This is a genomic window from Pseudomonas fluorescens (assembly GCF_001623525.1).
GTDB lineage: Bacteria > Pseudomonadota > Gammaproteobacteria > Pseudomonadales > Pseudomonadaceae > Aquipseudomonas > Aquipseudomonas fluorescens_Q.
Genome location: NZ_CP015225.1, coordinates 3,562,317 through 3,575,805 on the forward strand (window position 1 = coordinate 3,562,317; position 13,489 = coordinate 3,575,805).

General features: G+C 62.8%; 12 protein-coding genes. 8 read left to right on the top strand and 4 right to left on the bottom strand.

Features of this window, described 5'->3' with window-relative positions:
• Nucleotides 1–127: 127 nt before the first annotated feature.
• Both TK06_RS15380 and TK06_RS15385 read right to left on the bottom strand, forming a co-directional pair.
• Nucleotides 128–1,774, bottom strand: coding sequence for a Na+/H+ antiporter (locus tag TK06_RS15380; protein ID WP_063322769.1), 1,647 nt, complete (start codon nucleotides 1,772–1,774; stop codon nucleotides 128–130).
• A 183-nt stretch (nucleotides 1,775–1,957) separates the two neighbouring features.
• The gene (locus TK06_RS15385; RefSeq protein WP_063322770.1) at nucleotides 1,958–3,313 is read right to left on the bottom strand and encodes a hypothetical protein; all 1,356 of its coding nucleotides are present in this window, start codon (nucleotides 3,311–3,313) and stop codon (nucleotides 1,958–1,960) included.
• Between the two features lie 178 nt (nucleotides 3,314–3,491).
• Here TK06_RS15385 and TK06_RS15390 point away from each other — a divergent pair, with 178 nt between their 5' ends.
• The 4 genes from TK06_RS15390 to TK06_RS15405 all read left to right on the top strand — a co-directional run bounded on the left by TK06_RS15390 (nucleotide 3,492) and on the right by TK06_RS15405 (nucleotide 6,705).
• Nucleotides 3,492–3,854, top strand: a complete 363-nt coding sequence (locus TK06_RS15390; protein WP_063322771.1) for an ArsC family reductase — start codon at nucleotides 3,492–3,494, stop codon at nucleotides 3,852–3,854.
• A gap of 32 nt (nucleotides 3,855–3,886) precedes the next feature.
• On the top strand, nucleotides 3,887–4,921 hold the full coding sequence (gene dapD, locus TK06_RS15395) for a 2,3,4,5-tetrahydropyridine-2,6-dicarboxylate N-succinyltransferase (RefSeq protein WP_063322772.1): 1,035 nt from the start codon (nucleotides 3,887–3,889) through the stop codon (nucleotides 4,919–4,921).
• A gap of 174 nt (nucleotides 4,922–5,095) precedes the next feature.
• Complete coding sequence (locus TK06_RS15400) at nucleotides 5,096–6,301, top strand: aminotransferase class V-fold PLP-dependent enzyme (RefSeq protein ID WP_063322773.1); 1,206 nt, start codon at nucleotides 5,096–5,098, stop codon at nucleotides 6,299–6,301.
• Nucleotides 6,298–6,705, top strand: a complete 408-nt coding sequence (locus tag TK06_RS15405; protein WP_063322774.1) for a SufE family protein — start codon at nucleotides 6,298–6,300, stop codon at nucleotides 6,703–6,705. Before TK06_RS15400 ends, TK06_RS15405 begins: the two co-directional genes overlap by 4 nt.
• A 126-nt stretch (nucleotides 6,706–6,831) precedes the next feature.
• Here TK06_RS15405 and tcdA read toward each other — a convergent pair whose 3' ends face one another.
• Nucleotides 6,832–7,650 (bottom strand): tRNA cyclic N6-threonylcarbamoyladenosine(37) synthase TcdA, encoded by an 819-nt coding sequence (gene tcdA / locus TK06_RS15410; RefSeq protein WP_063322775.1) that lies wholly within the window; start codon nucleotides 7,648–7,650, stop codon nucleotides 6,832–6,834.
• A gap of 212 nt (nucleotides 7,651–7,862) precedes the next feature.
• On the opposite strand from tcdA, the gene dapE reads away from it, so the two are divergent.
• The 3 genes from dapE (at nucleotide 7,863) to TK06_RS15425 (ending at nucleotide 10,283) form a co-directional block, all read left to right on the top strand.
• Nucleotides 7,863–9,014 (top strand): succinyl-diaminopimelate desuccinylase, encoded by a 1,152-nt coding sequence (dapE, locus tag TK06_RS15415; RefSeq protein ID WP_063322776.1) that lies wholly within the window; start codon nucleotides 7,863–7,865, stop codon nucleotides 9,012–9,014.
• Nucleotides 9,014–9,823 carry a putative RNA methyltransferase gene (locus TK06_RS15420; RefSeq protein ID WP_063322777.1) on the top strand — a complete coding sequence of 270 codons (810 nt, stop codon included), beginning with the start codon at nucleotides 9,014–9,016 and terminating at the stop codon, nucleotides 9,821–9,823. The genes dapE and TK06_RS15420 overlap by 1 nt, the downstream gene beginning before the upstream one ends.
• 82 nt (nucleotides 9,824–9,905) lie before the next feature.
• Entirely contained in the window at nucleotides 9,906–10,283 is a 378-nt protein-coding gene (locus TK06_RS15425; RefSeq protein ID WP_063322778.1) for a hypothetical protein, read from the top strand.
• Nucleotides 10,284–10,430: 147 nt separating this feature from the next.
• Here TK06_RS15425 and TK06_RS15430 read toward each other — a convergent pair whose 3' ends face one another.
• A complete protein-coding gene (locus TK06_RS15430; RefSeq protein WP_003198198.1) occupies nucleotides 10,431–10,640 on the bottom strand; it encodes a cold shock domain-containing protein in 210 nt (69 codons plus the stop codon).
• Between the two features lie 234 nt (nucleotides 10,641–10,874).
• Between TK06_RS15430 and plsB the strand changes: the two genes are divergently transcribed.
• On the top strand, nucleotides 10,875–13,373 hold the full coding sequence (gene plsB / locus TK06_RS15435) for a glycerol-3-phosphate 1-O-acyltransferase PlsB (protein ID WP_063322779.1): 2,499 nt from the start codon (nucleotides 10,875–10,877) through the stop codon (nucleotides 13,371–13,373).
• Nucleotides 13,374–13,489 lie beyond the last annotated feature (116 nt).

Consider the following 13,489-nt stretch of genomic DNA (forward strand, 5'->3'; position numbering starts at 1 on the left):
GCTGGGCTGCGCAGCGGCCCCCACGGCAGTCAACTCAATTTGCCTGACACACCGGGTTGCCTGTTTTTGGGGGCGCTTCGCGCCCCAGCGGGAGCAAGCTCCCTCGCCACAATTAGCTTTGCGCAATCTATTTACCCAACCCCAAATTCGCCTCCGCCAGATCCAACTCCCCCAGCACCTCACGCAACACATCATCGCCAATCTGGTGGTGACGACTGAGGCGATACAACTCCAGCCGCTGTGCCCGAAAAGCCTTCAGGCGCAGCCGGCGCTCCAGCAGGTCCATCTCGAATGCCAACGCCTGGGCCTCGGCGGAGTCGTTGAACACGTCCAACTGATGACGATACTCAGACATCAACCGCGCCTTGACCTCGGTCGCCAGCGCCGCCTGGGCTGCATCCGGTGTACTGGGCAGCTCAGCCGGCTCCTCCACTTCCAGCGCGCGGATCGCCGCTTCAGCGGTCTTGCGCCAGGCCTCGCGGACTTCATTGCGCCGTTTGTCATCAGGGCTTTTTTCGATGCCCCGCAGCAACAATGGCAAGGCAATGCAGGCCGCAATCAGCGACAGCAGAATCACCCCGGCGGCGATGAAGATCAGCAGGTCCCGCTCGGGAAACGCCTCGCCCGCGCTCAGTAGCAATGGCACCGACAGCACGCCCGCCAGTGTCACCGCGCCGCGCACGCCACCGAAAGTCAGCAACCAGCAAGAACGTGCGGTCGGCACCGGGGTCAGTTCGCCCTGGCCACGCCAGCGTCGCAACAGCCCGGACAGGCGCCAGATGCTTTGCACCCAGACAAACCGCAGCACCAACAACACCAGGAAAATCGCCAGCACATCCAGGCAACGGTAGAACAACGTCGGCCAGAGCGTGGTTTCGAGGCGGGTCACCGCCTTGATGATGTCCGGCAGCTGCAAGCCCAGCAGCAGGAAGATCAAGCCATTGAAGGCAAACTCCAACAGCGACCAGACACTGCGATTGAGCAGCCGCGTGCCGGTCTGGCGCGGCAGCAGGTCGAGCCAGCTCTGCATCATCCCCGCTGCCACCGCCGAGAGAATCCCCGAGGCGCCCAAGCGCTCAGCCAGCACATAGGCCGCGAACGGCAGCAGCAACATGAACACCACATGGGTAGCCGGGTCGTCCCAGCCCCGGGCAATCATCCAGGCCCGCAGCCGCCCCAACAACCAGCTCAAGGCCACGCCGACCAACAGGCCGCCAACCGCCACCAGCACGAATGTCAGGCTCGCGCCCGCCAGGGAAAATACCCCGGTGATAGCCGCCGCCAAGGCGAACTTGAAGGTCACCAGGCCCGACGCATCGTTCGTCAGCGCCTCGCCCTGGAGCATGTGCATCAGCGGCCCGGGCAAACGGTCCCGGGCAATCGCCGACACCGCCACCGCATCGGTCGGCGACAGCACCGCAGCCAGGGCGAAGGCCACCGGCAACGGGATACTCGGCAGCAGCCAATGAATGAAATAACCGGCGCCCACCACGGTAAACAACACCAGCCCCACCGCCAGCGTCAGGATCGGCCCGCGCAAGCGCCAAAACTCGCGCTTGGGCATCCGCCAGCCGTCGGAGAACAGCAACGGTGGCAGGAAGAGAAACAGGAACAGTTCGGGATCGAGGGCCACGTGCAAGCCCAGGGACGGCCAGGCCAGCAGCGCACCCGCGCCGATCTGCACCAGGGGCAACGGTAATGGCACCAACCGTCCGAGCAGGCGCGAAACGCCCACCAGCATCAACAGGATCAGGACGGTATAGGCGCTTTGCATAACGGACTTCCAATGACAGCCATATACATCTGCGGCAACCGCTGGCCGGTGAAGTGCCATATTAACTGCCAAGGTGAACCGTTGCCGTTGCACATTGGTCGCACCTCAGCGGCATCAATGCGCAGTCGTCCCTTGGCCGCTCCTAACCTCCACGCGGCAGGAGCGACCGCGGATTATCGGAAGCTAAACAGCTCGCTCAGCGGCACTGAGCGTTGAGCGGGCCGAGACAAAATCGACGTCGTCACCCTCATTGTCGCTATCTTCCCCGATCTGTTCGGCCGTCGACATTTCGACCAAGGGCAACATTCCCTGCAGCTCATCTGGATGAGCGGGACCGGCGGATAGCCTGTCCAATGCGGCAGAGGCCTTGTCCGCCAACGGCTGGGTCATCACTCCCGTTGTCACCCAGGCGGCGAGCACCGGGGCCATCGTGGCTGTAACCGTCGCCTTACCAGCCGCCGCAACACCCGCAGGCGAAATCCCGGCGCTCCTGGCTGCGTTGACAGCGGCGGTCTGCGCCATACCGATCGCAGTAATACCACCGGCCAACGCTCCGAGACCACTGACCAAACCTGTCGGCGTAACCAAGGCTTGCAGCGATTTGCTGCCATCACGCATCGCGTCCAGCGGCAGGCTGCCAACTCGCTTCGCAATGCCCATCGCAGCACTCCCTACACCATAATTCTTGAGGTCTTTGTAACGCTGATGCCAGTCTTGACGCCCCAACAGGTATTCCGGGCCAATCCGGTGTTTCGATTTATCGATGGAATGTTGCAGGTCATAGGCGGCCATGCCTGAAAGCGGAGAACCGACGGCAGCTATCACAGAGTCCACCTTGCTGCCCGTTTGCGCATCAACGGTCTTCGTCACGACGGGTTGGATGACCGTGCGCAACACGTTTCGCGCGGAGAAGGTCTGGAAAGTCAGGCTGCCTTCAATAGCCTGAGTCGTCAGGCTCGGCTTCACCGCCTGGGCGGCTTCCTGCATGACCGGCTCCAGATCGGCATTTTCGGCCACCAGCCACTGGGTGTCGCTGGTGGCGCGCTTGATCAGGCCATTGCCGACCGTGTCGGCGGCGCTGCTGACCAGGCCGGCAATCGCCGACAGCGCCAACGGCGCGGTAATCGAGCCATTGCCGGTCACCGCCGGGGCGAAGTCCAGCGCGATGGACGCCGCGCCGAAGGGAACCGAACGAAGGAATCCAACGGTGTCATGGGCCGCGCGATCCAGCCGCGAGCCTTTGGTCAGCACGGCATCGACGCTTTCCGCGGTTTCCCCGTCATTGGCCAAGGTACGTGAACGATCGTCGATCAGTGCTTCGAAGGCCTCGCGATTGGCACCGTTTATATGCGGCTCGAATACCCGGGTGAGCTGGGCCTTGATTGCACCAGTCCGATTTGCCAGGTCCTGTGCAGCCGTGACAGGGCCGATCGGGATGGATGCAGCGGTCCCGGTAGTCGATGTCGTTGAATGGGGCGGGAGCGTCTCTTCAGTCTGAAGCGTCAGTGGATGGGGCGGTGTCAGGGAGATGGAATCCATGGGCGGGTCTCATGTGCGAAAAAAAGTGCCGGGTTTACCTGTGCTGTGTGGTCACCTCTTTCCTATCGGTTCCGCCTCGTCCGATCCGTCGCGACAGTCAAGGCACTGAAAGGAACGACGTGGCATAATCGTCCGCTGATTTTCAGGACGATACCGGGAACGTTTTGGGGGAGCATTCATGCCCAAGGAAAACAAGCACTTACAGCTTTTCGGCATCAAAGCCTGCGATACGATGAAAAAAGCGCGTACCTGGCTCGATGAGCACGCTGTACGCTACGACTTTCACGATTACAAGACCGCCGGCATCGACCGTGAGCACCTGACCCAATGGTGCAACGAGCATGGCTGGCAAGTGGTGTTGAACCGTGCCGGTACGACCTTTCGCAAACTCGACGACGAACGCAAAGCCGATCTCGACCAGACGAAAGCCATCGAACTGATGCTCGCCCAACCCTCGATGATCAAGCGCCCGGTGCTCGATCTCGGTGACCGAACCCTGATTGGCTTCAAGCCAGACATCTATGCGGCAGAAATCAAGTAAACCTGCCCAGTCCATTTTGTAGAGGTAATTTCATGTCCACTACCCTGTTCAGCCTGGCCTTCGGTGTCGGCACTCAAAACCGTCAAGGCGCCTGGCTGGAAGTGTTCTACGCACAGCCATTGCTCAACCCGTCGGCTGACATCATCAAGGCCATCGCGCCGATCCTCGGCTACAGCGAAGGCAACCAGGCCATCACCTTCACCACCACCCAGGCCTCGCAACTGGCTGAAGCCCTCAAGGGCGTCGATGCCGCACAGGCTGCCCTGCTGACCCGCCTGGCTGAAAGCCACAAGCCGCTGGTCGCCACCCTGCTGGCCGAAGATGCCCAACTGAGCTCCACCCCTGAGGCCTACCTCAAGCTGCACCTGCTGTCCCATCGCCTGGTCAAGCCCCACGGCCTGAACCTGGCTGGCATCTTCCCGCTGCTGCCGAACGTGGCCTGGACCAGCCAAGGCGCGATCGACCTGGCCGAACTGGCCGAGCACCAGCTCGAAGCCCGCCTGCGTGGCGAACTGCTGGAAGTGTTCTCGGTGGACAAGTTCCCGAAAATGACCGACTACGTGGTCCCGGCCGGCGTGCGTATCGCCGATGCCGCGCGGATCCGCCTGGGCGCCTACGTGGGCGAAGGCACCACCGTGATGCACGAAGGTTTCGTCAACTTCAACGCCGGCACCGAAGGCCCGGGCATGATCGAAGGCCGCGTATCGGCGGGTGTGTTCGTCGGCAAGGGCTCGGACCTGGGCGGCGGTTGCTCCACCATGGGCACCCTGTCGGGCGGCGGCAACATCGTGATCAAGGTCGGCGAAGGCTGCCTGATCGGCGCCAACGCCGGCATCGGTATCCCGCTGGGCGACCGCAACACCGTGGAGTCGGGCCTGTATGTGACCGCCGGCACCAAAGTGAAGCTGCTGGACGAAAACAACCAACTGGTCAAAGTGGTCAAGGCCCGCGACCTGGCTGGCCAGCCCGACCTGTTGTTCCGCCGCAATTCCGAGACCGGCGCGGTGGAATGCAAGACGCACAAGTCGGCCATCGAGCTGAACGAAGCACTGCACGCTCACAACTAAGCGTCACACCACCACCTGTGGGGGCGAGCCTTTGTGGGAGCTGAGCTTGCTCGCGATGAACGATGACGCGGTCTTGCAGTTGAACCGTGTCGCTGCCATCGCGAGCAAGCTTGGCTCCCACAAAAAAAGCCCGCTCCCACAGGGTCCGGCGTAACTCCAGCAGGGCCCGAAAGCATGTTGATTCCCTCCCCCTGGCGCACCGACTTCCCGGCCATCGCCGCCCTGCAACGGCAAGGCCAGACCTACCTGGACAGCGCCGCCACCACGCAAAAACCTCAAGCACTGCTGGACGCCCTGACGCATTACTACGCCAATGGTGCGGCCAACGTGCACCGTGCGCAGCATTTGCCGGGGGCCCATGCCACCCAGGCGTTCGAGGACAGCCGCCTCAAGGTGGCGCAATGGCTCAATGCCGGAAACTGCGGGCAGGTGGTCTTCACCCACGGCGCGACTTCGGCGCTGAATCTGCTGGCCTACGGGCTGGAACATTTATTCAACCCGGGCGACGAGATCGTCATCAGCACCCTGGAACACCACGCCAACCTGCTGCCGTGGCAGCAATTGGCCGAACGTCGTTCGTTAACCCTGGTGGTGTTGCCACTGGACGCCGACGGGGTGATCGACCCTGGCGCCGCCGCCGAACTGATCGGCCCGCGTACGCGCTTGCTGGCGGTGAGCCAGTTATCCAATGTGCTGGGGGCCTGGCAGCCAGTGCCGGCGCTGCTGGCGCTGGCCAAGGCCCAAGGCGCGTTGACGGTGATCGACGGCGCCCAAGGCGTGGTCCATGGTCGCCATGACGTGGGGGCATTGGGCTGCGACTTTTATGTGTTTTCCAGCCACAAACTTTACGGCCCCGACGGGCTGGGCGTGCTGTTTGGCCGTACCGAAGCCTTTGGCAACCTGCGTCATTGGCAATTCGGCGGCGAAATGGTGCAACAGGCCGATTACCACAGCGCCACCTTCCGTCCGGCGCCGCTGGGCTTCGAAGCCGGCACGCCGCCGATTGCCAGCGTGATCGGGCTGGGGGCAACCCTGGATTACCTGTCCGCCCTCGATCCGCAGGCGGTCATCGACCACGAGGCGGCGCTGCACGACTACCTGCTCCATGGCCTGCGGGCCCGCAACGGCGTGCGCCTGGTGGGCAACCCGCGCCTGGCCTTGGTCAGCTTCGTGGTCGAAGGCATCCACAACGCCGACTTGGCCCACCTGCTGACCGAGCAAGGCATCGCCGTACGCGCCGGACATCACTGCGCCATGCCGCTGTTCAAGCACCTGAAGCTGTCCGGGGCGATCCGCGTGTCGCTGGCGCTGTACAACGACTCCGCCGACATCGAACGCTTCTTCGACGCCCTCGATCAGGCCTTGGAGATGTTGCGATGAACCTGCCCGCCGAGGCTGCCACAGCGCTGCAGATTTTCCAGGACGCGTCAGGTTGGGAACAACGGGCCCGGCTGCTGATGCAATGGGGCGAGCGTTTGCCGCCCCTGAGCGACGAGGACAAGTGCGAAGCCAACCTTGTTCACGGCTGTGAAAGCCAGGTGTGGTTGGTGGGCCAGTTGGTCGATGGGCATTGGCAGTTTTGCGCCAGCAGCGATGCGCGGTTGATCCGTGGGCTGGTGGCGTTGCTGCTGGCGCGGGTCAACGGGTTGTCCGCCGAGGCGTTGCAGCAGGTGGATCTGCCAGATTGGTTCAACCAGTTGGGATTGTCGCGGCAGCTGTCGCCGTCCCGTAGCAATGGCTTGAATGCGGTGTTGAAGCGGATGCGCGAGTTGACCCGCCAATGATTGTGGCGAGGGAGCTTGCTCCCGCTCGGCTGCGAAGCAGCCGCCTTGGATTCAGCATGATTGACGCCGCCAATGGGGGGCCGCTTCGCGGCCCAGCGGGAGCAAGCTCCCTCGCCACAAAAGCGCTCACTGCCCAGGCTTGACCCTGTCAGCCGGTCGCCGCACTCCGGCTACGATCTTATCCACAGCCTTGGTCGCCGCAACCATGCCAAACGTCGCCGTGACCATCATCACCGCGCCAAACCCACCGGCGCAGTCGAGCTTGACGCCGTCGCCGACAAAACTTTTCTGCAGGCAAATGCTGCCGTCCGGTTTCGGGTAGCGCAGTTGTTCGGTGGAGAACACGCAAGGCACGCTGTAGTGGCGGGTCACGGTGCGGGAAAAGCCGTAGTCGCGGCGCAAGGTGGAACGTACCTTGGAGGCCAGTGGATCGTTGAACGTGCGGTTCAAGTCGCAGACCTGGATCAGCGTCGGGTCGATCTGCCCGCCCGCGCCACCGGTGGTGATGATCTGGATCTTGCGGCGCTTGCACCAGGCGATCAGCGCAGCCTTGGCGTTGACGCTGTCGATGCAGTCGATCACGCAGTCAATGTTCGGTGTGATGTATTCGGCCATGGTGTCGCGGGTGACAAAGTCGGCCACCGCATGCACCGTGCAATCGGGGTTGATCCCGCGCAGCCGCTCGGCCATGACCTCGACCTTGGGCTTGCCGACGGTGCTGTCCAGTGCGTGCAACTGACGGTTGGCGTTGCTGACGCAAACATCGTCCAGGTCGAACAGCGAGATCTCGCCCACGCCGCAACGGGCGATGGCTTCCGCCGCCCAGGAGCCGACACCGCCAACCCCGACAATCGCCACATGGGCCGCCCGCAGGCGCGCCAGGCCTTCGATGCCATACAAACGGGCGATGCCGGCAAACCGTGGATCTTCTGTACTCATGACCATTACCCCAAACACCGGCGCGCATTATAGGGCTTTGCTGGAGCAAATTAAGCAAAACCTCTGTGGGAGCGAGCTTGCTCCCACAGGTTTTGTGTTCCACCTGTCCCGCACCAGGGGCCCATGGTGGTCGTTTTGCTATAAGATAACTGCCATTTTGCGCGAGCCTGCCCGCGCCTGTACAAGCCTTGCGTCCATTCTATATTTCCGGAGCTTCCATGACGGCCCACGCCGACCTCTCGCCGACCCTGCAACTCGCCTGCGATCTGATCCGCCGTCCGTCCGTGACGCCAGTGGATGCCGATTGCCAGAAACTGATGATGCAGCGCCTGGGCAACGCAGGCTTTACGCTCGAACCGATGCGCATCGAGGATGTGGATAACTTCTGGGCCAGTCACGGCAAGCATGACGGCCCGGTGCTGTGCTTCGCCGGGCACACCGACGTGGTGCCGACCGGTCCGGTGCAGGCCTGGCAGCTCGACCCGTTCGATGCGGTCATCGACGAGCATGGCATGCTCTGCGGTCGTGGCGCGGCGGACATGAAAGGCAGCCTGGCGGCGATGATCGTGGCGGCCGAGCGCTTCGTCGCCGACTACCCGGACCACAAGGGCTCGCTGACCTTCCTGATCACCAGCGATGAAGAAGGCCCGGCGCACCACGGCACCAAGGCCGTGATCGAGCGCCTCAAGGCCCGTCAGGAACGACTGGACTGGTGCATCGTCGGCGAACCGTCGAGCACCACGCTGGTGGGCGACGTGGTCAAGAATGGCCGGCGCGGTTCCCTCGGCGCGAAGTTGACCGTGCGCGGCAAGCAAGGCCACGTGGCTTATCCACACCTGGCGAAAAACCCGATCCACCTGGCCGCTCCAGCGTTGGCAGAATTGGCCGCCGAGCATTGGGACCACGGCAACGACTTCTTCCCGCCCACCAGTTTCCAGATCTCCAACCTCAACGCCGGCACCGGCGCGACCAACGTGATCCCGGGTGACCTGGTGGCGGTGTTCAACTTCCGTTTCTCCACCGAGTCCACCGTCGAAGGCTTGCAACAACGCGTCGCCGACATCCTCGACAAGCACCAGTTGGACTGGCACATCGACTGGGCGCTGTCTGGCCTGCCGTTCCTCACCGAACCCGGTGCGCTGCTCGACGCCGTATCGTCGAGCATCAAGGACGTTACCGGCCGGGAGACCCAGGCGTCCACCAGCGGCGGCACGTCCGACGGTCGCTTCATCGCCACCATGGGTACGCAAGTGGTGGAACTGGGGCCGGTCAACGCGACCATCCACCAGGTCAACGAACGCGTACTGGCCGCCGATCTCGACGTACTGACTGAGATCTACTACAAGACGCTGATCAAGTTGCTCGCCTGATGCTCGCCTGCCCTATTTGCAGTGAACCGCTGAACGCGGTGGACAACGGCGTGGTGTGCCCGGCCGGCCACCGCTTCGACCGCGCGCGGCAGGGTTACCTGAACCTGTTGCCGGTGCAGCACAAGAACAGCCGCGACCCCGGCGACAACCTGGCGATGGTCGAAGCCCGGCGCGATTTTCTCAACGCCGGGCATTACGCCCCGGTCGCACGGCGCCTGGCCGAACTGGCCGCCGAGCGTGCACCCGGGCGTTGGCTGGACATTGGCTGTGGCGAGGGCTACTACACCGCGCAAATCGCCGAAGCGCTGCCCAACGCCGATGGTTATGCCCTGGACATTTCCCGCGAGGCGGTCAAGCGCGCCTGCAAACGCAATCCGCAGCTGACCTGGTTGATCGCCAGCATGGCCCGGGTGCCGCTGGCGGACGGCTGCTGCCAGTTCCTGGCCAGCGTGTTCAGTCCGCTGGACTGGCAGGAGGCCAAGCGCTTGCTCAGCCCCGGCGGCGGCCTGATGAAAGTCGGCCCCACCGCCGGCCACCTGATGGAATTGCGCGGGCGCCTGTACGACGAAGTGCGCGAATACATCGACGACAAGCACCTGGCCCTGGTGCCGCCAGGCATGGTGCTGGATCACAGTGAAACCCTCGAATTCAAGCTGACCCTCAACGGTGGCCAGGACCGCGCCAACCTGCTGGCCATGACGCCCCACGGCTGGCGCGCCAGTGCCGAACGCCGTGCCAGCGTGATCGAGCAGGCCGAGCCGTTCCAGGTCACGGTGTCGATGCGCTACGATTATTTCGTTCTTCAATAACCTTTTGATCCCGGGCCCGGGCAACCGCTCGAGCCCCGTTAAATCCGCGAATGGATTTTTCAAGACCGCAGCGAGGATATCCATGCGCCAACCCGATATCGAGATTTACCTCAAAGACGCCGACGTCGACCACAAGGCCATCGCCGCCTGGCTCGGCCAGGCCCTGGGCCCGTGCAGCGACTGGGTCCAGAAAGGCCAGACCTACAAGTGCAAGGCCGGCAACATCCCGGTGACCTGGCTGCCCAAGGCCGTGGGCAAATGGAACAGCCTGTACCTGGAAAGCGACCAGACCCCGTGGGAAGACGACATCGCCTGCGCCCGCGCCGCCTTCGCCGCACTGAACGTCGAAGTGCGCTGCGCGCCTGGTTCATGGGTGGAGGAAGAAGGGGAAGAATCGGCGGACCGCTGGATTCGCATCAGCGTTGACGGGGAAGAAGAGATTACCTGGAAGACGGCCTGACGCAGACTTCCAGCCCACCGAAGAGCCAATGTGGGAGCGAGCTTGCTCGCGATAGCGATAGATCAGCCAGATTAGACGTGACTGAGACACCGCTATCGCGAGCAAGCTCGCTCCCACAATGGGTTTTGTGTAGCCAGTGAACGCGGTTTACAACCCCACCACATCCTCAGCCTGCAAGCCCTTCTGCCCTTCCACGACTGCGTATTCGACCTGCTGGCCTTCGGTCAGGGAACGGTGGCCTTCACCGCGGATGGCGCGGTAATGCACGAACACATCCGCTCCACCTTCGCGTTGGATGAAGCCGTAACCCTTGGCGTCGTTGAACCACTTCACACTGCCGGTTTCCCGTGCTGCCATGATGCTCACTCCCATTTTTATCTTATAAGTCGGCTTTTCGATGGAAAGCCGTACGAACTTTCACCACCGTCAGGCCGTCCATGGGGAGGCCGGGTAGCAACCTGGCGAGTATATGACACCCGGAAAAACTCTCAACTGACTTTACTTCGGCGCTTTTTTGCCGATTTTCGATGAATCCGGCACACTAGCGAGCCCGAGCAGCCGCTCGGTTTTATTCACTCATGCAGAAGCCGTATGACCCGCTCCCCGTTCCGCCGTCTTGTGTTTGGCACCCTGCGCCGACTGTTGTACCTCTGGGTTCGCTCAGAGACGATCAACCAGTCGTCCTTCACCCTCAACCTCGACCGCAGTCGCCCGGTGTTCTACGTCCTGCAAGATCCTTCGCTCACTGACCTGGCGGTGCTCGACACCGAATGCACCAAGGCCGGCCTGCCCCGTCCGGTGCTGCCGGTCTCGGTGGGTAACCTGCTGGAGCCGGCGGCGTTTTTCTACCTGACGCCGGCGCCGGACTGGATCGGGCGCCAGGACAAGCGCGGTGCGCCGCCCACCCTGACGCGGCTGGTCAACGCCCTGACCCACAATGCCGCCGAAGACGCGCAGATCATCCCGGTCAGCGTGTTCTGGGGCCAGTCGCCCGACAGCGAGTCCAGCCCCTGGAAGCTGTTGTTCGCCGACAGTTGGGCCGTCACCGGGCGCCTGCGTCGCCTGTTGAGCATCATGATCCTGGGGCGCAAGACCCGCGTGCAGTTCTCCGCGCCGATCCATCTGCGCGAGCTGATTGAACACGATAAGGGCCACGAACGCACCGTGCGCATGGCCCAACGGATCCTGCGGGTGCACTTTCGCAACCTGAAGGCCGCGGTCATCGGCCCCGACATTTCCCATCGGCGCAACCTGGTCAAGGGCCTGCTGAACCAGCCGCTGGTCAAGCAGGCGATTATCGACGAGGCCGAGCGGGAAAAGATCACCCCGGAAAAAGCCAAGGCCCAGGCCCTGCGCTATGGCAACGAAATCGCCTCGGACTACACCTACACCGCGATCCGCTTTCTGGAAGTGGTGCTCAGCTGGTTCTGGAACAAGATCTACGACGGCATCAAGGTCAACCACATCGAAGGTGTGCAAAACGTTGCCCAGGGCCACGAAGTCATCTACGTGCCGTGCCACCGCAGCCACATCGACTACTTGCTGCTGTCGTACCTGTTGTTTCGCAACGGCCTGACGCCGCCGCACATCGCCGCCGGCATCAACCTCAACATGCCGGTGATCGGTGGCCTGCTGCGCCGTGGCGGGGCGTTCTTCATGCGTCGCACCTTCAAGGGCAACCCGCTCTACACCGCCGTGTTCAACGAATACCTGCACACGCTGTTCACCAAAGGTTTCCCGGTGGAGTACTTCGTCGAGGGTGGGCGTTCGCGCACCGGGCGCATGCTGCAACCCAAGACCGGCATGCTCGCCATCACCCTGCGCAGTTTCCTGCGTTCATCGCGCATGCCCATCGTGTTCGTGCCGGTCTACATTGGTTATGAGCGCGTACTGGAAGGCCGCACCTACCTGGGCGAACTGCGTGGGGCCAGCAAGAAAAAAGAATCGATCTTCGACATCTTCAAGGTCATCGGCGCCCTCAAGCAACGCTTCGGCCAGGTGGCGGTGAACTTCGGTGAACCGATCAAGCTGGCGGAATTCCTCGACGGCGAACAACCGGGTTGGCGCCAACAGGAGCTGGGCCCGCAGTTCAAGCCGGCCTGGCTCAACGCGACCACCCACCGCCTCGGCGAGCGCGTGGCCCGGCACCTGAACGAAGCCGCTGCGATCAACCCGGTCAACCTGGTCGCCCTGGCGCTGCTGTCCACCAGCCGCCTGGCCCTGGACGACCGCGCCATGGCCCGGGTGCTGGACCTGTACCTGGCGTTGCTGCGCAAGGTCCCGTACTCGCCCCACACCACCCTGCCCGAAGGCGATGGCCGGGTGCTGATCGAACATGTAAAAGGCATGGACCTGCTGTCGGAACAGAGCGATGCCCTGGGCAAGATTCTGTACCTGGATGAGCAGAACGCGGTACTGATGACCTACTACCGCAACAACGTCCTGCACATCTTCGCCCTGCCGGCGTTGCTGGCGAGCTTCTTCCAGAGCAGCTCGCGCATGAGTCGCGAGCAGATCCTGCGCTACACCCATGCGTTGTACCCGTACCTGCAATCGGAATTGTTCATTCGCTGGTCGCTGGAAGAACTGGACGGCGTGGTCGACCAGTGGCTTGAAGCATTCGTCGAACAAGGGCTGCTGCGTTTCGAAAAAGACCTGTACCTGCGTCCGGCGCCAAGTTCGCGGCATTTCGTGCTGCTGACCCTGCTGTCAAAAAGCATCGCCCAGACCTTGCAGCGCTTCTACATGACCGTCTCGCTGCTGCTCAACAGCGGCCAGAACACCATCAGCGCCGAAGAACTGGAAGACCTCTGCACCGTCATGGCCCAGCGCCTGTCGATCCTGCATGGCCTGAATGCGCCGGAGTTCTTCGACAAGAGCCTGTTCCGCCACTTCATCCAGACGATGCTCGACCTCGATGTACTGCGCCGCGACGAAGCCGGCAAACTCAGCTACCACGAGCTGCTGGGCGAACTGGCCGAAGGCGCAGCCAAGCGGGTGCTGCCAGCGGAAATTCGCCTGTCGATCCGTCAGGTGGCGCTGCATCGCAGTGACGATGCAGCGGACGTCGCCATCAGCCCCGACAGTTGAAGGTTGCCGATCACTCACCGAGAAGCATGGAAGGTTCCGGTGAGTTGATGGGGCAGTCAACGAGTTTACTCCGACACCGCGCAGCGGCTAAGGTGACGTCAAACGAAGAAAAGGCC